Annotated in this window: 15 protein-coding genes; 12 read left to right on the forward strand and 3 right to left on the reverse strand. The window is 74.1% G+C overall.

From position 1 onward, the window contains the following. The first annotated feature begins 134 nt into the window (after nt 1–134). From H7H31_RS04550 to H7H31_RS04575, 6 genes are all read left to right on the forward strand, one after another. A complete protein-coding gene (locus H7H31_RS04550; RefSeq protein WP_187063047.1) occupies nt 135–656 on the forward strand; it encodes an AAA family ATPase in 522 nt (173 codons plus the stop codon). Between the two features lie 123 nt (nt 657–779). Beyond that, entirely contained in the window at nt 780–1226 is a 447-nt protein-coding gene (locus H7H31_RS04555) for a PPOX class F420-dependent oxidoreductase (RefSeq protein ID WP_187063048.1), read from the forward strand. 221 nt (nt 1227–1447) lie between these two features. Then, entirely contained in the window at nt 1448–2089 is a 642-nt protein-coding gene (locus H7H31_RS04560) for a LysE family translocator (RefSeq protein ID WP_187063049.1), read from the forward strand. Between the two features lie 195 nt (nt 2090–2284). Continuing rightward, nucleotides 2285–4504, forward strand: a complete 2220-nt coding sequence (locus H7H31_RS04565) for an NADP-dependent isocitrate dehydrogenase (protein WP_187063050.1) — start codon at nt 2285–2287, stop codon at nt 4502–4504. 257 nt (nt 4505–4761) lie between these two features. After that, the gene (locus H7H31_RS04570; protein WP_187063051.1) at nt 4762–5571 is read left to right on the forward strand and encodes an alpha/beta fold hydrolase; all 810 of its coding nucleotides are present in this window, start codon (nt 4762–4764) and stop codon (nt 5569–5571) included. A gap of 90 nt (nt 5572–5661) precedes the next feature. Further along, nucleotides 5662–5811, forward strand: coding sequence for a hypothetical protein (locus H7H31_RS04575; RefSeq protein ID WP_187063052.1), 150 nt, complete (start codon nt 5662–5664; stop codon nt 5809–5811). Nucleotides 5812–5843: 32 nt separating this feature from the next. On the opposite strand, the gene H7H31_RS04580 is transcribed toward H7H31_RS04575, so the two are convergent. Next, nucleotides 5844–7292: an aminotransferase-like domain-containing protein gene (locus tag H7H31_RS04580; protein WP_187063053.1), complete on the reverse strand. Its 1449-nt coding sequence runs from the start codon at nt 7290–7292 to the stop codon at nt 5844–5846. Nucleotides 7293–7617: 325 nt separating this feature from the next. Here H7H31_RS04580 and H7H31_RS04585 point away from each other — a divergent pair, with 325 nt between their 5' ends. Together H7H31_RS04585 and H7H31_RS04590 are read left to right on the forward strand one after the other, a co-directional pair. Then, nucleotides 7618–8457: a DMT family transporter gene (locus H7H31_RS04585; RefSeq protein WP_232110236.1), complete on the forward strand. Its 840-nt coding sequence runs from the start codon at nt 7618–7620 to the stop codon at nt 8455–8457. Between the two features lie 125 nt (nt 8458–8582). Continuing rightward, a complete protein-coding gene (locus H7H31_RS04590) occupies nt 8583–8780 on the forward strand; it encodes a DUF1918 domain-containing protein (protein ID WP_187063055.1) in 198 nt (65 codons plus the stop codon). A 90-nt stretch (nt 8781–8870) separates the two neighbouring features. On the opposite strand, the gene H7H31_RS04595 is transcribed toward H7H31_RS04590, so the two are convergent. Continuing rightward, the gene (locus tag H7H31_RS04595; protein ID WP_443728871.1) at nt 8871–10172 is read right to left on the reverse strand and encodes a glycoside hydrolase family 10 protein; all 1302 of its coding nucleotides are present in this window, start codon (nt 10170–10172) and stop codon (nt 8871–8873) included. Nucleotides 10173–10363: 191 nt separating this feature from the next. Here H7H31_RS04595 and H7H31_RS04600 point away from each other — a divergent pair, with 191 nt between their 5' ends. Continuing rightward, complete coding sequence (locus tag H7H31_RS04600; RefSeq protein ID WP_187063056.1) at nt 10364–11224, forward strand: 3-hydroxybutyryl-CoA dehydrogenase; 861 nt, start codon at nt 10364–10366, stop codon at nt 11222–11224. A gap of 158 nt (nt 11225–11382) precedes the next feature. On the opposite strand, the gene H7H31_RS04605 is transcribed toward H7H31_RS04600, so the two are convergent. Further along, nucleotides 11383–14172, reverse strand: coding sequence for a helix-turn-helix transcriptional regulator (locus tag H7H31_RS04605; protein ID WP_315971645.1), 2790 nt, complete (start codon nt 14170–14172; stop codon nt 11383–11385). Between the two features lie 3060 nt (nt 14173–17232). Between H7H31_RS04605 and H7H31_RS04610 the strand changes: the two genes are divergently transcribed. From H7H31_RS04610 to H7H31_RS04620, 3 genes are all read left to right on the forward strand, one after another. Beyond that, a complete protein-coding gene (locus H7H31_RS04610; protein WP_187063512.1) occupies nt 17233–18264 on the forward strand; it encodes a helix-turn-helix domain-containing protein in 1032 nt (343 codons plus the stop codon). 147 nt (nt 18265–18411) lie between these two features. After that, the gene (locus H7H31_RS04615) at nt 18412–19203 is read left to right on the forward strand and encodes an AfsA-related hotdog domain-containing protein (protein ID WP_187063513.1); all 792 of its coding nucleotides are present in this window, start codon (nt 18412–18414) and stop codon (nt 19201–19203) included. A gap of 17 nt (nt 19204–19220) precedes the next feature. Beyond that, nucleotides 19221–19406, forward strand: a complete 186-nt coding sequence (locus H7H31_RS04620) for a hypothetical protein (RefSeq protein WP_187063514.1) — start codon at nt 19221–19223, stop codon at nt 19404–19406. Nucleotides 19407–19426 lie beyond the last annotated feature (20 nt).

Raw genomic sequence — 19426 nt, forward strand, 5'->3', positions numbered from 1 at the left:
GGAGTAGGAGGTCAGCGGCCGGTTCGGGCACGCCCTCGCCGGTCACGACGGGGCCTGAGCCGCTGGGTCGATCGCCTGAGGTCCAGCCGCTCGCCATGGACACCGCGCTGACCGTTGGCGTTAGCGTGGGGCGCATGATCGTATGGCTCAACGGCACACACGGCGCGGGCAAGACGACGACCAGCGCGCTCGTACAACAACTGCTGCCGGACTCCCGGGTGTTCGACGCCGAGAAGGTCGGCGAGACGCTCATGGACATCACGCCGGGGCTCCCCGAGACGGACAACTTCCAGCACTGGCCGCCGTGGCGCCCGCTCGTGGTCGAGACCGCCCGCCGCGTGCTGGAGTACGCCGGTGGCACCCTGGTGGTGCCGATGACCGTCCTGGTCGAGCCGTACTGGCGCGAGATCAGCGCGGGCCTGGCCCAGTACGCCATTCCCGTACGGCACTTCGTGCTCCACGCCGACCAGGAGACCCTGCGCGCCCGCATCCAGAACGACACCGTCCTCGGCCCCTCACCCTTCCGCTTCAGGTACGTCGAGCCCTACGCCGAGGCGGCCCGCACCTGGCTGCACGCCGAGGCCGAGGTCATCGACACCACCCACCTCACCCCCGCCCAGGCCGCCCTGCGGATCGCGGAGGCCGTCAAGGGGTGAGGGCCGCTCGCCGGCCCGCGGTGTCGGGGCGCGCGAGCCGCGGCCCGGGGGTTCGGCCCGGCCGGAACGCACGGTTCCCCCCGGCCCGTCCGTCCCGACGATCATGGTTGGTAGCCTCGTCGGATGACCGCGACCTTCAGCGAAGCCGTCCGCGCCCGGCTGCGGGCCCCCCACATCTGGTACGTCGGCACCGTGTTCCCCGACGGAGCGCCGCAGGTCAGCCCGATGTGGGTGGACCTGGAGGGCGAGGGGGAGCTGACGTTCAACACCTCGGTGGGCCGGGTGAAGGAGGAGAACCTCCGTCACGACCCGCGCGTCTACCTCTCCCACGCGGACGCCGCCAACCCCTTCGACCGGGTGCAGATCAGCGGCGAGGTGGCCCGCTTCGTCGAGGGTGAGGAGGCGCACGAGCGGATGGACCGGCTGACCCGCAAGTACCTGGGCAGCGAGCGCTTCGAGTGGATCATGCCGGGAGAGCAACGGGTCGCGGTGATCGTGCGCCCGACCAAGGTCCGGCACATCGTCGGCGTCGAGCCGTTCCGGCCGGGCGGCCCGGTTCCCGCCTCCTGACCCCCGTCCGACGGAGGCCGGGGCGCCGGCCGGGGCGCCGGGGCGGCGACGAAGCGGCGGCCCGTGCCCGGTCACCCGGGCCCGCCCCGCCCGACAGCGTCGGCGGCATCGGCGGCGGCGCCCGCCCCGCGCGGCAGCCCTGGCCGCGCCCGCCCGTGCGCGAGCCTCGTGCCGCACTCCCGGGGCGTGCGCCGCCGGCGCGGTGGCTAGGCTGCCGTTCCATGGCCATAAGCACCGCAGTCTGGTCCTTCGCCTTGGTCGTAGGGCTGTTGACGCTGACTCCCGGTCTCGACACCGCGCTGATCCTGCGCACCTCGATGCTCGGCCACGCCCACCGGGCCTGGGGCGTCGTCCTCGGCGTGCAGAGCGGCATCCTGCTGTGGGGGGCCTTCACCTCTCTCGGCGTGACCGCGCTGCTGACCGCCTCGCACCTCGCCTACGAGTGCCTGCGCTGGGCCGGCGCCGCCTATCTGGTGTGGCTGGGCCTGCGGATGATCCGCGACACCTTCCGCGCCGACCACGGGTCGCGGGTGCCCGACGCGGCGGCGGCGTCGGAGAGCGCGGACTCGTTGCTCGGCGGAATGCGGCAGGGGGCGCTCACCAATCTGCTCAACCCGAAGGTGGGCGCGTTCTACGTGGCGGTGCTGCCCCAGTTCATCCCGCCGGGCACCCACCAGTTGCCCATGGGGCTGCTGCTCACACTGGTGCACATCGTGCTGGGCCTGCTGTGGTCCCTCGTACTGATCGGCTGCGCCCGGCTGCTGCACCAGTGGCTGCGCACGCGGCGGGCGCAGCGGCTCCTGGACCGCGTCACCGGGACGGTCATCACCGCGCTCGGCCTGCGCCTGGCCGTCAGCCACTGAGCCCGACGGCGGTCTGCGGCGGCCGGTGGCGGGCGCGGAGGCGCCCGGTGGCGGGCGCGGTGGCGGCCCGGGTCGGGGCGGAACCAGCCAATCCGCGCGTGCCGGTGCGCGGCGGGGCGGGGTCCTGTCGAGGGAGGGTCGATCACGAGATATCTTGATGTCGAGCAATGTTGCAGACGTGGAGCGGAGCACCCGGTGACTGACTCGACCATCATCTACACGCACACCGACGAGGCCCCGGCCTTGGCGACGTACTCCTTCCTGCCGGTGATCGAGGCGTACGCCTCCACGGCCGGAGTGAACGTCGAGAGCCGTGACATCTCCCTGGCGGGGCGGATCATCGCAAGCTTCCCGGAGCGTCTCCAGGAGAGCCAGCGCATCGACGACGCCTTGGCCGAGCTGGGCGAGCTGGCCAAGACGCCGGGTGCGAACATCATCAAGCTGCCGAACATCTCGGCCTCGATCCCGCAGCTCAAGGCCGCGATCGCGGAGCTGCAGGAGCAGGGCTACGCGCTGCCGGACTACCCGGACGACCCGAAGACCGACGAGGAGCGCGACATCCGCGCCCGGTACGACAAGGTCAAGGGCAGCGCCGTCAACCCCGTCCTGCGCGAGGGCAACTCCGACCGCCGCGCCCCCGCGTCGGTCAAGAACTACGCCAAGGCGCACCCGCACCGCATGGGCGCCTGGAGCGCCGACTCCAAGACCAACGTCGCGCACATGGACGGTGACGACTTCCGCTCCACGGAGAAGTCGGTGGTCATCGCCGAGGACGGCGCGCTGCGCATCGAGCTGTCCGGGGACGACGGCAGCACCACCGTGCTGCGCGAGTCGGTGCCCGTGCTCGCCGGCGAGGTGGTGGACGCGGCCGTGCTGCGCGTCGCGGCGCTGCGCGAGTTCCTGGGCGCCCAGGTGGCCCGCGCGAAGGCGGAGGGCGTGCTGTTCTCCGTACACCTGAAGGCCACCATGATGAAGGTCTCCGACCCGATCATCTTCGGTCACGTGGTGCGCACCTTCTTCCCGAAGACGTTCGCCGAGCACGGCCAGACGCTCGCCGCGGCCGGCCTGACCCCCAACGACGGTCTCGGCGGCATCCTCAAGGGCCTGGAGGCGCTGCCCGAGGGCCCGGCGATCAAGGCGTCCTTCGAGGCGGAGCTGGCCGAGGGTCCCGAGCTGGCGATGGTCGACTCGGACCGTGGCATCACCAACCTGCACGTGCCCAGCGACGTCATCGTGGACGCCTCGATGCCCGCGATGATCCGCACCTCCGGCCACATGTGGGGCCCGGACGGCCAGGAGGCCGACACCCTCGCGGTCATCCCGGACAGCAGCTACGCCGGCGTCTACCAGGTCGTCATCGACGACTGCCGCGCCCACGGCGCCTTCGACCCGGCGACGATGGGCTCGGTGCCCAACGTCGGCCTGATGGCGCAGAAGGCCGAGGAGTACGGCAGCCACGACAAGACCTTCGAGATCCCCGCCACCGGCACGGTGCGGGCCGTCGACGGCAACGGCAACGTCGTCCTCGAGCAGGTCGCCAGCGCCGGTGACATCTTCCGTATGTGCCAGACCAAGGACGCCCCGATCCGCGACTGGGTCAAGCTCGCCGTCACCCGCGCCCGCGCGACCGGCGACCCGGCGGTGTTCTGGCTGGACGAGGGCCGCGCGCACGACGCCAACCTGATCGCCAAGGTCCGGACGTACCTGGCCGACCACGACACCGACGGCCTGCGGATCGAGATCATGTCGCCGGTCGAGGCGACCGCGTTCTCGCTGGAGCGCATCCGGCGGGGCGAGAACACGATCTCGGTCACCGGCAACGTGCTGCGTGACTACCTGACCGACCTGTTCCCGATCCTCGAACTCGGCACCAGCGCCAAGATGCTGTCCGTGGTCCCGCTGATGAACGGCGGCGGCCTGTTCGAGACCGGCGCCGGCGGCTCCGCGCCCAAGCACGTGCAGCAGCTCGTCAAGGAGAACTACCTGCGCTGGGACAGCCTGGGCGAGTTCCTCGCGCTCGCGGTCAGCTTCGAGCACCTCGCGCAGACCACCGGCAACGCCCGCGCCCAGGTGCTCGCCGACACCCTGGACCGCGCGACGGCGACGTTCCTCAACGAGGACAAGTCGCCCAGCCGTCGCCTCGGCGGCATCGACAACCGTGGCAGCCACTTCTACCTGGCGCTCTACTGGGCCCAGGAGCTGGCGCGGCAGACCGACGACGCGGAGCTGGCGAAGTCCTTCACCGCGCTCGCCAAGACGCTGGCCGAGCAGGAGCAGACGATCGTGGACGAGCTGATCGCGGTGCAGGGCTCCCCGGCCGACATCGGCGGCTACTACCAGCCCGACCCGGCCAAGGCCGCGGCCATCATGCGCCCGTCGCAGACCCTCAACCAGGCGCTCTCGACGCTCGGCTGACGCCATCGCGGGCCCGGGCGCGGCCGAACCGGTCGCACACCCCGGGCCCGCGCGGCGGGGGCTGCTCCAGCTCGTACGCCCCCGCCCCACCCGCGCTCCGCGGCCATGCGCCGCGCTCGCCCCTCCGCCCCGGCCGGCCCCGCGCCCGCCGGGGCGGCCGCGTCGCGGGGTGACCGCGTCCCCGGTCCGCCCGCGCCCGCGTTCACCGACGGCGAAGGGCGCCCCACGACCGGGCCCGCGCCGCGAGACTCTGGCATATGCCGAACTTCGCCTCGTACGACGGCGTCACCCTGCACTACTCCGTCCTGGGCAGCGGGCCGCCCCTGGTGTGCCTGTCTGGCGGACCGGGTGGTGACGGGCGCGGCCTCGGCGACCTGGGCGGCCTGGCCCGGGGGCGGACCCTGCTGCGGCTCGACGGCCGCGCCGGCGGTCGCTCCGCGATCCCGCCCGACGGGGCCCACTGTGGCTTCGCCGCGCAGGCCCGCGACGTGCTGGCGTTCGCCGACACCCTCGGCCTGGACCAGGTGGACGTCATCGCGCACTCGGCGGGGACGCTGATCGCCCAGGAGTTCGCGCTACGGCACCCGGAGCGGGTGGGCCGGCTCGTGCTCGTGACCCCCGCGGGCCGGTTGGCGAGGGAGCCGGACGAGGCCGAACTGGGCGCCCTGCGAGCCGAGTTGGGCGAGCGGGCCGACTCCGCCGCGGCGATGGCGGCCGGCGCCGCGCCCGGGGCGTACGGCGCGTGGTCGGCCGCCGCGCGGGCCCACCACGCCGCCGGCGCCGCCTACCGGGTGCCGCCGCCGTGGCTCAGGACCCGGTTCTACGCCGACGTGGCCGACGAGCCGACGCGGGTGGCGCGACTGGGCGCGCTGCGGGCGCCCCTGCTGGCCGTCGCCGGCGGCCGGGACGGGATCGCCGGCACGGCCCCGGCGCGGCTGCTCGTCGCCTGCTGCCCCACCGCGCGTCTCGCCCTGCTCCCCGGTTGCGGCCACTGGCCGTGGGTGGACGACCCGGCGGCGTTCCGCACCGTGGTCAGCGCGTTCCTCGCCGCCCCGGCCGCCGTGTGACCGGCGGACGGCACCGGGCCGCCCGGCGCCGCCCGGCGCGGGACCGGTCGCCCCGAGACCCTCCCGGCCTCGCCGTCCTACCGTCGCGCCATGCCGCTCCGCGTCGTGTTCGCCTGTCTGACCACCCTGCTGATCGTCGCGGCGTCCGCCTGCGAGGAACCGACCCCGGACGAGGGCAACGCCTGCTACGAACCGAGCGCCACCCCCACCCCCGAGGGCGACGAGCGGGTCTGCGGCTGACCCTGCTCCCCCACGGGCCCCGTGCGCGACGGCTACCCGCCCTCCAGCGCGATCCGCAACCGCCGTACGCCTTCGGCCAGTTCGGCCAGGCTCGCCACGCCCGCGAAGGACAGGCGCAGCCTGGGACCGGGCGGCTCGGCCGCGTAGGAGGGCCGGCCGGGGGCCACGGCCACCCCGGCGTGCAGGGCCGCCCGCACCACGGCGGCCTCGTCGGTGCCGGGCGGCAGGGACAGCCACAGGTGGAAGCCGCCGGGCGGGACGCGGGCGGGGGGCAGCCCGGGCAGCTCCGCGCCGAGCGCGGCGACCAGGGCCTCCCTGCGGCGGCGCAGCTCGGCGGCGACCGCGCGCAGGTGGCGCGGCCAGGCGGGCGAGCCGACGAGTTCGAGCGTCGCCTCCTGGAGCGGCCAGGGCACGAAGAAGCTGTCGACGACCTGGATGGCGCGCAGCCGGTCGCGCACCGGGCCCCGGGCCGCCAGCGCGCCGACCCGCAGGCTGGGCGAGGTGGCCTTGGTGAGCGAACAGGCGTGCACGACGGTGCCGTCCGGGTCGTCGGCGGCCAGCGTGGGGGGCAGCGCCGGGGCGTCCTCGTGGGCCAGCCGACGGGCGAAGTCGTCCTCGATCACGAACGCCCCGGCCGCTCGCGCGACCCGGATCACCTCGGCCCGCCGCTCCTCGCTGAGCACGGTGCCGGTCGGGTTCTGCATCAGGGGCTGGCAGGCGAAGACCCGCGCGCCGCTGGCCCGGAACGCGTCGGCGAGCAGGTCGGTGCGTACCCCGTGGGCGTCGACCGGGACCGGCACCGGGCGAACCCCGGAGGCACGGGCGACGGCCAGCAGGCCCGGGTAGGTGGGCGACTCGACCAGCACCGGCGCCCCGGGTGGCGCGAGCGCGCGCAGCGCGGTGGTCAGGGAACTCTGGCCGCCTGAGGTGATCAGCACGTCGGCCGCCGTGACGCCGCCGGTGGGCCCGCTGATCTCGCGGGCGAACCAGGCGCGCAGCTTGGGCAGCCCGTCGATCGGCGGGCGGTCCCAGACGCCCGGGCGGCGCCCGGCCCGGCCGAGCGCCGCCGCCAGGGCGCGTTCCGGTTGCAGCGAGGAGTGCAGGTAGCCACCGCTGAGTTCGATCACGTCGGTGGGCGGGGCGGCCAGCGTGGCGAGGATGCCCGAGGCGTCCACCGAGCGGGGTACGGCGTCGGCCGCGGCCTCCGCGCTGAGCGCCACCTCCTGCCAGGAGGTGTCCCCGGCGCGCGGCTGGCCGGCGCCCCGGTCCGCCGGTCCGGCCCGGAACGCGCCGGCCCCCGGCCGCGTCACGACCAGCCCCTCCGCGGCCAGCAGGGCCAGCGCGCGCGAGACGGTCACCGGACTTACCCGGTGCTGCTCGATGAGGGCCCGACTGGACGGCAGCTTCTCACCGGGAGAGTAGCGATCCAGCTCCTCCCGCAGGACTTCGGCCAGTTCCACCACGCTGCTACGCTCAAACATGACAGGCAAAGATAGCGCTACCCACGTTGACGCGATAGCAGTACCCATAGCGACGCCCGGCGTCACCGGCCCCTGCCACGACGGGCCGGACGCCGGGCGCACTGCCCCGGCCGACCCCGCTGACGCGCCCCTCGCCCCAGCCGTCACCCCGTACCCCGATCCGCACCTGGAAGCGGCCACCGAGCCGACCGGCACGGCGTCGGCGGACGCGACACCGGTGGATACGACGCCGGCGGATACGGCATCGGCGGATACGACGCCGGCGGGCGCCGAGCCGGCCCGGGCGACGGCCGGACCCGGGCCGACCGGGGCCCGGCTCGGGACGCTGCTCGCCGTCCTCGGCGTGGCCACCTTCTCGCTGACCTTTCCCGCCACCGCCTGGGCGCTCAAGGGGCTCGGGCCCTGGTCCACGATGGCGATCAGGTCCGTACTGGCAGCGTTGGTCGCCGGCGGCTGCCTGCTCGCGGTGCGGGCCCCGTTCCCGGCCCGCCGCCACTGGCCGGGGCTCGCTGTCGTCGTGGGCGGCATCGTGATCGGCTTCCCGTTGTTCACCACCCTGGCCCTGGAGACCTCCTCCACCGCGCACGCCGCCGTGGTCGTGGGCCTGCTCCCGCTGACGACCGCCGCGTTCGGCGCCGTACGCACCGGGGCCAGGCCCTCGCGGGTGTTCTGGATCGCGGCGGTGGTCGGGGCCGCCGTGGTGATCACCTTCGCGCTCCAGCAGAGCGGCGGCGAGCCCACCAGCGCCGACCTCTTCCTCTTCGCCGCTCTCCTGGTGTGCGCCGCCGGCTACACCGAGGGCGCCACGCTCACCCGCGAGCTGCCCGGCTGGCAGGTGATCGGCTGGGCCCTGGTGTGCTGCCTGCCGCTGACGCTGCCGGCCACCGCCATCGCCCTGGCCATGGAGCCGGTGAACCTGACCGCGCAGGTGGTGGCCGGGATGGTGTGGGTGTCGATGGGCTCCCAGTTCGTGGGCATGTACGTCTGGTACCGGGGCATGGCCGCCATCGGCGTGGCCAAGGCCAGCCAGCTCCAGCTCGCGCAGCCGCTGCTGACCCTGGTGTGGTCCGTACTCCTGTTGGGCGAGCACCTCACGCTGGCCGCCCCGCTGGCCGCGGTCGGCGTGCTGGTCTGCATCGGCGTCACCCAGCGGGCGCGGAGCTAGCGGCCCGGCGCGCCCCGGGCCTCCCCCGGGCGCGGCGGGCGACACGCCCTTCGGCGCGCACGGTCATACACTGACGAACACGGACATCCGTCCCTCCGGAGTTCCCGGACAGGAGGCCAGCGCAGATGCAAGCGAGCGTAGGTGACCGGTTGTTGGTCCACGGCAGGATCGTGGGACAGCACGACCGCGTCGCGGAAGTCGTCGAAGTTCTCGGCCCGAACGGCACGCCGCCCTTCCGCGTGCGGTTCGAGGACGGCCACGAGACCCTGATGTCGCCGGGCCCGGACACCGTCGTCCGGCACGAGGGCGACCCGCACGCCTGACCCGGCCCGCCGGCGCGCCCCGGGCCCGCGCGCGGTGTGCGCGCCCGGACCCGGCGCGGCCGGCGGCGGCCGTCTCGCTCGGTGCCCGGCTCAGTGCGGGGGCCGCACCCGGCTCCGGTAGTGGTCGGCGACCACGCGGGCCATGGCGCCGGACGGGTCGCCCGCCACCTCCTTGGCGGAGAAGAAGGCGTGCCCCGCCACCTGCGGGTGCCGGCGCGCGAGGGTGAGGTGCCGGGAGAGTTCGGCCACGTCCTGCCAGGGCGCGGGCTGGGCCGGGTCGCCCGCCTTGTACAGGGCCTCGCCCACGTACAGCCGTACCCCCGTCCCGCGCACCGTGCGCGCCCACCACGGCACCAGCGTCGCGTAGTCGGCCGCGGCGAAGCCGATGTGCCAGTAGACCTGCGGGACGATGTAGTCGAGCCAGCCCTCCACGACCCAGCGCCGGGTGTCGGCGTACAGGTCGTCGTAGGTCTGCACGCCGGCCCGGGTGTCCGAGCCCAGCGGGTCGGTGGCCTGGTTGCGCCAGACGGCGAACGGGCTGACCCCGAAGCGCACCCGGCGGCGCAGGCCGCGCACCCGCTCGGACGTCTCGCGCACCAGCAGGTCGATGTTGTTCCGACGCCACGCGGCCCGGTCCGGGAAGCCGGCCCCGTGCTTCGCGTACGCCGCGTCGTCGTCGAAGACCTGGCCGGCCACCGGGTACGGGTAGAAGTAGTCGTCCCAGTGCACCCCGTCCACGTCGTAACGGGCCACCGCGTCGAACATGGCGTCCTGCACGAAGCGCCGCACCTCGGGCAGGCCCGGGTTGTAGTACAGCTTCCCGCCGTACGGAACCACCCACTCCGGGTGCACCCGCGCCGGGTGCGTGGCGACCAGCCGGCCCGGGTCCGTGTGGTTGGCGACGCGGTACGGGTTGAACCAGGCGTGCAGTTCGAGGTCGCGCCGGTGCGCCTCGCGCACCGCGAACCCCAGCGGGTCCCAGCCCGGGTCCCGCCCCTGGGTGCCGGTCAGGTACTCGCTCCACGGCTCGTGCGGCGAGGGCCACAGCGCGTCGGCGGTGGGCCTGACCTGAAAGATCACCGCGTTCAGCCGCCGCTCCACGGCGGCGTCGAGCAGGTCGGTCAGCTCGGCCCGCTGCTGCCGCACCGGCAGCCCGGGCTTGGACGGCCAGTCCCGGTTGACCACCGTGGCCAGCCACGTCGCGCGCAGCTCCCGGCGCCGGCCATCGCCGCGCGCAGCGGGCTCGGCGGGGGCCGCCCCCGGCTCCCGGGCCCCGGTCACACCGCCGTCGCCCGCGCCGCGGCGGGCGGCCAGCGCGGGCCCGCCGGTCAGCAGCCCGGACACCGCACCCGTGGCCCCGACGGCGAAGCCACGGCGGCCCATCTTCCCCAAGCGCCCCATCTGCCATCCCTTCACTGTCGCGTGCGTCACATCACTCTGTGGTCAGCATGCCCGCCCCGACCCCCCGTGTGCAGGTGGGCGCGGAGTAACGTCAGGGCCTAGGCGGTCAGCGAAGCCCTCCGTGCCACAAGCCAGGGGCGGATGTCCGCCGCCGGCCGAAGAAGATCAGCGAAAGGCACGATGTGACCGACATCGAACGCGTCGGAGTGGTGGGCTGCGGCCAGATGGGCGCGGGCATCGCGGAGGTGTGTGCTCGTTCCGGCCTGGAGGTCATGGTCGCCGAGACCACGGGCGAGGCCCTGGAGTTGGGCCGTACGCGGCTGACCAACTCGCTGAGCAAGGCCGCCGAACGCGGCAAGCTCACGCCCGACGAGCGGGACGCGGCACTCGCCCGGCTCAGCTTCACCACCGACCTCGGGGAGTTCGCCGACCGCGACCTCGTCATCGAGGCCGTCGTGGAGAACGAGCAGGTCAAGACGGAGATTTTCCGGGTACTCGACCAGGTCGTCACCCGCCCGGACGCCATCCTCGCCTCCAACACCTCCTCCATCCCCCTGGTCAAGCTGGCCGTCGCCACCTCGCGCCCCGACCAGGTCATCGGCATCCACTTCTTCAACCCGGCCCCGGTGCAGCGACTGGTGGAGGTCATCCCCGCGCTGACCACCGGCGAGGAGACGATCAAGCGCGCCGAGGCCGTCGTGCAGGGCGTCCTGGGCAAGCACGCCATCCGGGCCCAGGACCGCTCGGGCTTCGTGGTGAACGCGCTGCTCATCCCGTACCTGCTGTCCGCGATCCGGATGTTCGAGTCGGGCATCGCCAGCCGCGAGGACATCGACGACGGCATGGAGATGGGCTGCGCCCACCCGATGGGCCCGCTCAAGCTCAGCGACCTGATCGGGCTGGACACCGTCGCCTCGGTGGCCGACTCGATGTACGAGGAGTACAAGGAGGCGCTGTACGCCGCTCCCCCGCTGCTCCAGCGCATGGTCGACGCGGGCCGGCTCGGCCGCAAGACCGGCTCGGGCTTCTACACCTACTCCTGACCCGCGCCGATCCGCCCGCCGACCGCGACGGGCGAATCGGCCGGGCACGCCACGTGCCGAGGGGCCGCCCCACCCGGGGCGGCCCCTCGCCGCGTCTCGTGGCCGCGCCCGGAGTCCCTGGGGAGTCTCGGTGGCGCGGCGGCCGTGGGCGCTCGGCGTCAGGCGATCTCGGCCATGCTGAGCTGGAGGTTCATGGGCAGCTCCTGGCGGCGGGTGATGTTGAGCTTGCGGTAGACGCGGGTCAGGTGCTGCTCGACCGTGCTCACGGTGACGTAGAGCTTCAGCGCGATCTCCCGGTTGGTGTAGCCGTAGGCGGCGAGCACCGCCACCCGCTTCTCGGAGTCGCTGAGCTTGGCGTCCACGTCCGGGTCCGCCGACCACAGCGGGTCCTCCTGGGCGGGTGCCGACCGAGCGTGGTGGCCCGGGACCGGGCGCTCGCGCACGGACTCGATGCCGCACTCCTTGGCCAGGTGCCAGGCGCGGCGGGTGACCATGCTGGCCCGCGCGGGCTCGCCCACGGCCTGGAACGCCTGCCCCAGGTCGGACAGTGCCCGGGAGAGCTCGAACCGGTCGCCGTACTTGCGGAGTTCGTCCACGGACTCGGCCAACAGCCGGGGCCGCTGGCCCACCTCGACGAGCGCCGCCCGCACCCGCAGGGCGACGCCCCGCACCCGGGCGTTGCGCGCGTCGCCCATCGCGAGCTGTTCGGCGACCAACTGCTCCGCCTGCTGCCGGTCGCCGAGCTGGATCAGCGCCTCGGCCGCGTCGGTCCGCCAGGGCACCACGACCGCCCGGTCCAGGCCCCACCGCCGGGCGAGCCGGCCGACCTCGAGGAAGTCGCTGAGCGCGGCGTGGAAGCAGTTGGTGGCCAGGTGGTAGAAGCCCCGGGAGCGCAGGTAGCCCAGCGCGTACACGGTACGGAACAGGCCGTCGGGCACCGGGTGGTTGAGCTGTCGGGCGGCGGCGCCGTGCCGGCCCTGGGCGGTGGCCGTGTAGATGAGGACGCTGCGGGGCGCGCAGGCGAAGACGCTGCCGTTCTTCTCCGGCAGGCAGTCCAGCGCCATCGTGGCGTACTCCTCGGCGACCCGCAGATTGCCCTGCCTGATCATGATGACGGCCTGTGCCTGGGCGAAGGCGGCCTTCCAGCCGGGGGCGCCCCGGCGGTCGGCCTCCTCGACGAAGGACTGGCACCAGGGCAGCGCCCGGTCCGGCCGGTCGCCGTGGATCAGGGTGCGCAGGGCCTGTCCGATGGGCTCGATGGTGGTGTCGGTCAACACGGCGGTCTGCAGGAACCGCTCGGCCGCGGCTGCCGCCGGCTCGCCCTCGGCCGCGGTGGGCACGGCCCACATACCGGCCGCGGGGCGGCTGGCCGCGCTGTCGGTAAGGGTGACCGTCGCCGCGCCGTCGGCGTCCTTGGAGACCGCGACCATGGCCCGCGAGCCGGCCGGCGCCGGGTGGCCGAACTGCGCGCCCAGCAGGTTTCCGCGCACCACCTCCGCCGCCTGCGGACTCCCGTCGCCACGCGCCCGCGCCAGCCGCTCCAGCACCTCGGCAGCCGCGTCCACCCGGCCCTGGGTGACCAGGAGTCGGGCCAGCGCGGGCATGTGGGACTCGACCAGCCGCCCGGCGCGCAGCGCCGCCAGCGGCTCGGCGGTGTGCTCCTCGGCGGCGCACGGGTCGACCCGCCAGGTGACCGCCGCGAGCCTGATCTTGATGGCGCTGGTGCGCTGGTCGTCGTCGCACGCCTGGTGGGCGAGGGTCAGACAGGCCACGGCCTGCGCCACGTCGTCGTCGGCCAGAGCCTGCTCGGCCGCGTCCCGCAGGGCCGCGACCCCCCAGCGCTCGTCGGCCTCCCCGGCCGCCAGCAGGTGGCCGGCCACGGCGGGGCTGGGGGCGCCGATGCTGTGCAGCAGCCGCGCCGCGTCCCGGTGCAGCGCGGCGCGCGCCTCCGGCTCCATGGCGTGCACGATGGCGGCCGGCACGCACGGGTGCCTGAACCCGCAACCGTCGGCGATGCCCGCGGCGTTGAGCGCGTGCACGGTCTGCGACGCCGCCGCCGCGCTGATGCCGAGCAGCCGCCGGACGCACTCCACCGAACCCACGTCGCGCAACACGGCCAGCGCCTCGGCCAGCCGCACGGTCTCCCGCCCGCCCCGGTGCAGGCAGGTCAGGACGGCCTGGGTGAACGGGCCGCCGGCCTCGGGGCTGGGCAGTGCGGCACGGCGCTCGGCGGGGGCGGCCCGGTGCTCCTCGACGAGCGCGCGCAGCAGCAGCGGGTTGCCGCCGCTGATCGCGTAGAGGGCGTCACCGAAGTCCTCGTCCTGCGGCAACCCCTGGTAGGTGGCGGCGAGTTCGGCCACGCCGGAGCGGTCGAGCCGCTCCAGCCGGACGCGCTCGAAGTGCGGCAGGCGCAGCAACTCGGTGCTGAAGACGGGGTCGCTGGCGTGCTCGTGGAGGGATTCGGCGAGGACGAGGAGAATCCGCGCGGAGCGGGTGCGCCGCGCGGCGTACAGGAGGTACTGGAGGGTGGGGTCGTCGACGTGCTGGAGGTCGTCCACGCAGACGACGACGGGGGTGGTGGCGCTGAGTCGGTGCAGCGCGGCGCAGAACTCCTGCATGGCCTCGACCCGGACCAGGGTGGCCGGCTCGGCGGGGGCCATCTGCGGCAGGGTGTCGGCGGGCGCGCTGGCGATGAGTTGGCGCAGGGCGCCGAGGGGGACCGAGCGCTCCCGGGGTGAGCCGACGGCGCGCAGCAGCGTGGCGCCCAGCCCCTCGGCCCGCTCGGCGATGCTCTCGATGAACTCGCTCTTGCCGCAGCCCGCCGGCCCTTCGACGAACACGATTCTGGAGTTTCCGGACAGGCATCCAGCGATCGCGCTATCCAGCGTGTTGAGTTCCATACTCCGATCGATCAAAGCCATGGTTACCCCAAGTCCCCGTGAATTCATAGCTTTTGACGCGCCTGCTACCAGGTCTGCCGGGAGGTGCGCCCGCACGCCGCGTGGGAATCGTTCCCGCGAACGGGTTCAGTCTACGGAGCGGGCGGGCGCCCCCCGGTGTCCATAAGTTGCAAGGCAACAACTACGTGCGAGACCGCCGCTGACGCGCGTGGTACTCCGAAGCGCGGCGGCGCTCAGCGGTTGCGGACGGTGGTCGTCCGCGCCCGTGAAGCGGGCCGCGGCGGGCGGGCGGCGGCCCGTCGTACGGCGAACGGCGGCGGACCCGCCACGGCGCGGGGCTGGACGGCGCGGGCCACGCGGGGTGGCCGCGCCGCGCGTATGAGAAGGCCACCCCGGGTCGCCCGGACGGCGCGCCCGGGCGCGGTGGCGAGGTGTCCGCCGGTAGAGCGGCGGAGGGCGGCCGGGGCCGGGGCGAGCGGGGCTCGGAGCGAGCGATGGCGGGGACCGGGGGCCCGGCCGTGGCCGGCCGTCGGGCCCTTGGCCGGGGGCGTCTCGCGGCCCGCCGGCCGCGTCGGGCGCGCGGTGGCCGGGGCGCCGGCGAGCGCGCGGGGCGACTCGGCGGGCGCGCCGCCCCGGCGGGCGTGCGGGCGGGTGTCGCGGCGAACATGGGGGCCGGGGCCGCTACTACGGGTTCGGGGGCGGGCGTCGCGGCACCGCGCGGTGTGGTCCCGCCGTCGTGGTGCGCGCATCGCGCTCCTCCCTTCACACCCTCGACCGATGGGGCGGCGCCGGGGCCCGGGCTGCCGCGTTCGCGAGCGGCGCGTGGGTCGCTCGTCCGCCGTCCTCGCGCCAGGCCATCGGAGGCGGGGCGCGATCGTTTCTCACGATCGCACGGGCGTAAGGACCGGCCAAGACCGCCCTACCCCTCATCTCCACGGCGTGCGCCCCCTAGCCCGCGCCGGTCGGTCGGAGCGGGGGCGGCGCGGGGACGGCGGCGGGGCAGGGGCCAGGGTGCGAGCGGCGCTCCATGGCATCCAGCATTCGGGCAGGGGGCGGGCAGATCGATGCACGGGGGTGCGGGGAGGGTGCGTACGGGATTCTCCCGCCCCCACCGCGCGCCGCACCCTGCGGTGTGGGACTGGGCCGTCGAGTGGCTGGGTCGCCATCAACGCTGGTCGGCGCGGGTTTGCCGAGTCAGTGGGTGGGTTTCCGCCGGCTGGGTCGAGCGGGCCCAGCCGTCCGGCTTCGGCGCCGGTGGGGTCGGGCCGGGGCCAGGCGCCCGGTCGGGCGCCGCGGGCCGTCCCGGCGCCGCGATCCCGGTCGGGCCGTGCCCGTGAGTGACCACGACGGCGCCGTGGGCCGCGACGCTCCGCAGCGGAGGGGCATATTCCACGGACAGTTGATGGGCGCGCACCAGCCGTATGCGCGTCACTCGCGCGACCCCACCCCCAGCCCCACTCCAACGATTCCCCCTGAGCAGCGACCTGCCACGGGAGCGGGCCGCGCGGCAGGGGATATGGGGGATTCCGGATCGGCGACCCCAAATTTCGATCAGGTCTCGATCAAATGACGACCTGAATACATGATGTCCACCGAAGTCACCCCCTGAATCTCCGCGCGCACCCCCCAGCGCGGCTACCGGGAATCCCGTCGAGCGGCCACGGGACATCGGCCAGATCTTGTCCGCGGCCAGTCCATGGCCACGGAATGCGGTAGTGCGACCCCCATTTGCGGTTGGCAACTTCCTGACAGGTCGGGCCACTTGTTCCCGACGCGCCCGGGCACCACCACCGGGGTGCGCCGCGCCACCGCCGCGGCCCCCCACACACCCCGCCCCCGGCCGTGCGGCGCCCAACACCCGTCAAAGCCAGCCGACATCGGGCGCGCGCCCCGTGTCACCAGCGGCGTCACCCGCCGGCGACGACCAGCGGGCGAGGCGGCGTACGCCCCCGCGGGCGTTCGCTCTGGCGCGCGTCGCCCACGGGCCACCCGCGCTTTTTCCGCCCACCGCCCGGGCGTTCCGCCGCGGTACCTACCGCCGGCGCCCGACCCCGCACCGCGCGCCGCGCGCTCCCCGGGGCGCGGTGCGCCGCTCCCGCCCACCACCGCGCCAGCCGCCCCGCCGCCGGCACGCGGCCCGCCACGCGGCGCCGCGCACCGCGCGCCGGCCGGGGCGGCGGGCAGCAAATACCTCCCCCAAGCGCCCGCCAAGTCCGCACCAAGGAACGACCAAGTCCCGCCCCCGCAATCAGCCGTACGGCCGGGAATGCGGCCGACCACTCTCGCTGAGGCGAGAATTCCGCTTTAGCCGGACTCAAGAGATCATCCATGGCTTTTCCCGCCCGCTTTCCGTCGGCGGACCACCCCGGGCCCGCCCGGAGCGGGATGAGCGCGGCCAATTACCCCCTATACAGTGCACAAATAATCGACACGACACAAAGGAATTGCCTTTCGAATGGGCAAGGAGATCACCAGGAGAGGACTTCCGCTTTTCGCGGCTCTATCAGTTCTCCGCCACACCTCCACCAAACCCCCCGGCGTTACACCCCGTAACGACCGCACCCGCGGCCCCCGGGTCACCTTGCGTGAAGCCTTAGGGAGCAACTGTCGAGTAACACCGACGCACGCCGGCGGGCCCTCGCCAACCGAGGCGAGGACCCGCCATCCGACCGCCGCGCGGTCGCCTTCTCTCGTCAGAGACGCCGCTCTGACGTGCTTAAACTCCGGCTCAGCCGGCCCAGATGGGGTCGCGGCGGATCGCCTGCAAGATCATCGAGGTCGTTGGGTAGGTCGAAGTGGTGCCACTCACGTTCATTCCTCCGCTCGGAACCGGGGCAAGAGCCAAGGCCAGCCATACACCGTGCGGCGCAAGGCGCCAACCACCGACGGACCTTGACGGTCACAAGATTAGCGCGGGACAGTTTCCTTTTCCCTCCGGGAGGAAGCTTTGACGTTGCTCTGGCGTGTACGGCACGTACCGTGATGGGCAGTACACGCGTACCGAGCGGCGGCAACGCCGCTCCCAAGGCTTCGAAGCATTTCCAAGAAAAACCCGATGTCTTAAAGTTGCAAGGCAGCAAGAGCAGGGAAGAGGGGGGACGCTCGGGGATGTCGGCAACCATCGGTTCCGACCCGCCATTCGCGGAGCTGGACGACGTGAGCGCGACGGCATACCGGTTGGCCGTGCAGTTGGGCCGCTTCAACCGGCACGAGATCGCCCGACAGCTACGCATATCGACCGATGAGGCCACCCGCATCGAGCGGGTGCTGAGCCTGCTGTGTCTGCTGCACCCCACCCCGGGCGACGCCGAACTGCTCGTCCCGGTGAGCCCCGACGCGGCGGCCGTGGAACTGGTGGGGTCGGCCGAGAACCAGATCCGTGACCTCCAGCACGCCGTCACCGAGGTGCGGGCCCAGATGCTGTCGCTCACCCCCGCCTACTACGACGGCCGTCGCGAACGCAATCGCATGGAGGCGTTCGACGTCGTCTCGGACGTCGCCACCGTGCAGTCGCTCCTCGACGAGCTGAGCGAACGCTGTCGCAGCGAGGTGCTCACCGTGCAGCCGGGCGGCGCCCGGCCGGCCCACATCCTCACCGCGGCCCGCAAGGTCTCGCTCGGGATACTCGACCGTGGGGTGCGCATGCGCACCGTCTACCAGCACACCGCGCGCTCCGACCTGGCGACCCGGGCGTTCGTCCGGGAGTTGATCGAGCACGGCGGTGAGCTGCGCACCAGCGAGGAAGTCATCGACCGGATGATCATTTACGACCGGGAGGTCGTCTTCCTGCCCGAGCACAAGCCCGTGGGGCGCGAGCCGGGCGCGGCCATCGTGCGCGAGCCGACGCTCGTGGCCTTCCTCTGCTCGGTCTTCGAGCACCTGTGGCGCGGTGCGACCCCCTTCCACCTGGGCAGCGTCGAGTCCGACCCGGTGACCGACGACCTCAAGCGGTCCATCGTGCGGCTGATGGCGGAGGGCTACAAGGACGAGATGGTGGCCAGGCGGCTCGGCATGTCGGTGCGGACCTGCCGGCGCCACATCGCCGAGATCATGGAGGAGTTGGAGGCCACCAGCCGCTTCCAGGCCGGCGCCAACGCCGCGCTGTCCAAGCTGCTCTCGTATCCGCAGGACACGGTGTGACCACGCGGGGCGCGGGCCGTACGGACCGGGGGCGGCGGGCCCGGATCGGGGCGGCGCCCGTGGCGTCGGCGCTCGCCCGGCACCGTGGCCGGCGGTCGCGGGCCCGGCCCCACGCGAGCGCCCCGGCCTCGGGCCCCCGGGGGTGTCATGCGTAGTGGCGCCGCCTCCCCGGGCGGGCCCGCCGCCGAGGGCGCGACCAGCCACCTCATCCACCGGCCACGGTCGTCGGAGCACTACCTCCTGGACGCCCCGTGCACCGGCGAGGAACACTTCGTCCTCATCTCCCGGACGCCGCTCGGGCACCCGCTCTTCAACGACGGCCCCGGCCACTTCCACGACATCCAGGGCACCGCGGAGATGGCCCGCCAGGTGGGCGAGTTCATCGGGCACCAGTTCTTCGGCCTGCCCGCCGAACAGCACGCGGCCTTCGCCCGGCTGCACCTTCGCGTCACCCACCTCGCCGCCTGGCGGGCCCGCCCCGAGCAGGCCGACCTGACGGTGCGCGTCCGGGCCCGCCCGACCGAGGTGGTGCGCGGCGTGCCGCGCGGGGTCGAGCTGCGCAGCGAACTGAGCCTGGACGACGTCGAGTGCGCCACCGGCACCGCCAGCCTCGCCTTCCTGCCGCCCGACCCGCCGCTCCGGTACGCTCCCCCGCCCCGGCCGGCGGTCCCCTCCCTCGAGGAGCGCGAGGACGGTGACGCGTACGGAGCCCCCCAGCGTCCCGCCGCGGCGGCGGAGGTGGGCCGTGGCAGCCCGGCCAACGTGGTGGTGAGCGAGCCGGCCGAGGCCGCGCCGTACGGCCGTTTCGTCACGCAACTCCTGGCCAGCACCTACCACCGGGTGTTCGCCGCCGAGGGCGGGGACCACCTGTCGGGCATGCTGCTCCTTGAGGCGATGCGGCAGACGGCGCTGCTGGCGGCCGGCCGGACGTACGGCTGACGCCGTCGCGCGCGACCATGGCCACCTCGCGGGTCCTCTTCAGGGCGCGCGCCGAGCCCGGCCTCCCCCTCACCTGCACGGCCGTTCCCGGGCCGCTCGGCCGGGACGCGCCGCAGCGGCCCTCGGTGCCGGTCACGGTGACCCTGACCCAGTACGGGCGGCGTGTCGCGGAGGCCACCTCGACGGTCCTGCAGGACTTCTGAACCGCGCCCGACCAGCGGGC

The sequence above is a fragment of the Streptomyces buecherae genome (assembly GCF_014295035.1).
GTDB lineage: Bacteria > Actinomycetota > Actinomycetes > Streptomycetales > Streptomycetaceae > Streptomyces > Streptomyces youssoufiensis.

Bases quoted from the DNA above. Each gene is read 5' to 3' on its own strand.
- H7H31_RS04550 (WP_187063047.1), top strand. From the start codon at position 135: ATGATCGTATGGCTCAACGGCACACACGGCGCGGGCAAGACGACGACC.
- H7H31_RS04555 (WP_187063048.1), top strand. From the start codon at position 780: ATGACCGCGACCTTCAGCGAAGCCGTCCGCGCCCGGCTGCGGGCCCCC.
- H7H31_RS04560 (WP_187063049.1), top strand. From the start codon at position 1,448: ATGGCCATAAGCACCGCAGTCTGGTCCTTCGCCTTGGTCGTAGGGCTG.
- H7H31_RS04570 (WP_187063051.1), top strand. From the start codon at position 4,762: ATGCCGAACTTCGCCTCGTACGACGGCGTCACCCTGCACTACTCCGTC.
- H7H31_RS04575 (WP_187063052.1), top strand. From the start codon at position 5,662: ATGCCGCTCCGCGTCGTGTTCGCCTGTCTGACCACCCTGCTGATCGTC.
- H7H31_RS04580 (WP_187063053.1), bottom strand. From the start codon at position 7,292: ATGTTTGAGCGTAGCAGCGTGGTGGAACTGGCCGAAGTCCTGCGGGAG.
- H7H31_RS04590 (WP_187063055.1), top strand. From the start codon at position 8,583: ATGCAAGCGAGCGTAGGTGACCGGTTGTTGGTCCACGGCAGGATCGTG.
- H7H31_RS04605 (WP_315971645.1), bottom strand. From the start codon at position 14,172: ATGAATTCACGGGGACTTGGGGTAACCATGGCTTTGATCGATCGGAGT.
- H7H31_RS04610 (WP_187063512.1), top strand. From the start codon at position 17,233: ATGTCGGCAACCATCGGTTCCGACCCGCCATTCGCGGAGCTGGACGAC.
- H7H31_RS04615 (WP_187063513.1), top strand. From the start codon at position 18,412: ATGCGTAGTGGCGCCGCCTCCCCGGGCGGGCCCGCCGCCGAGGGCGCG.
- H7H31_RS04620 (WP_187063514.1), top strand. From the start codon at position 19,221: ATGGCCACCTCGCGGGTCCTCTTCAGGGCGCGCGCCGAGCCCGGCCTC.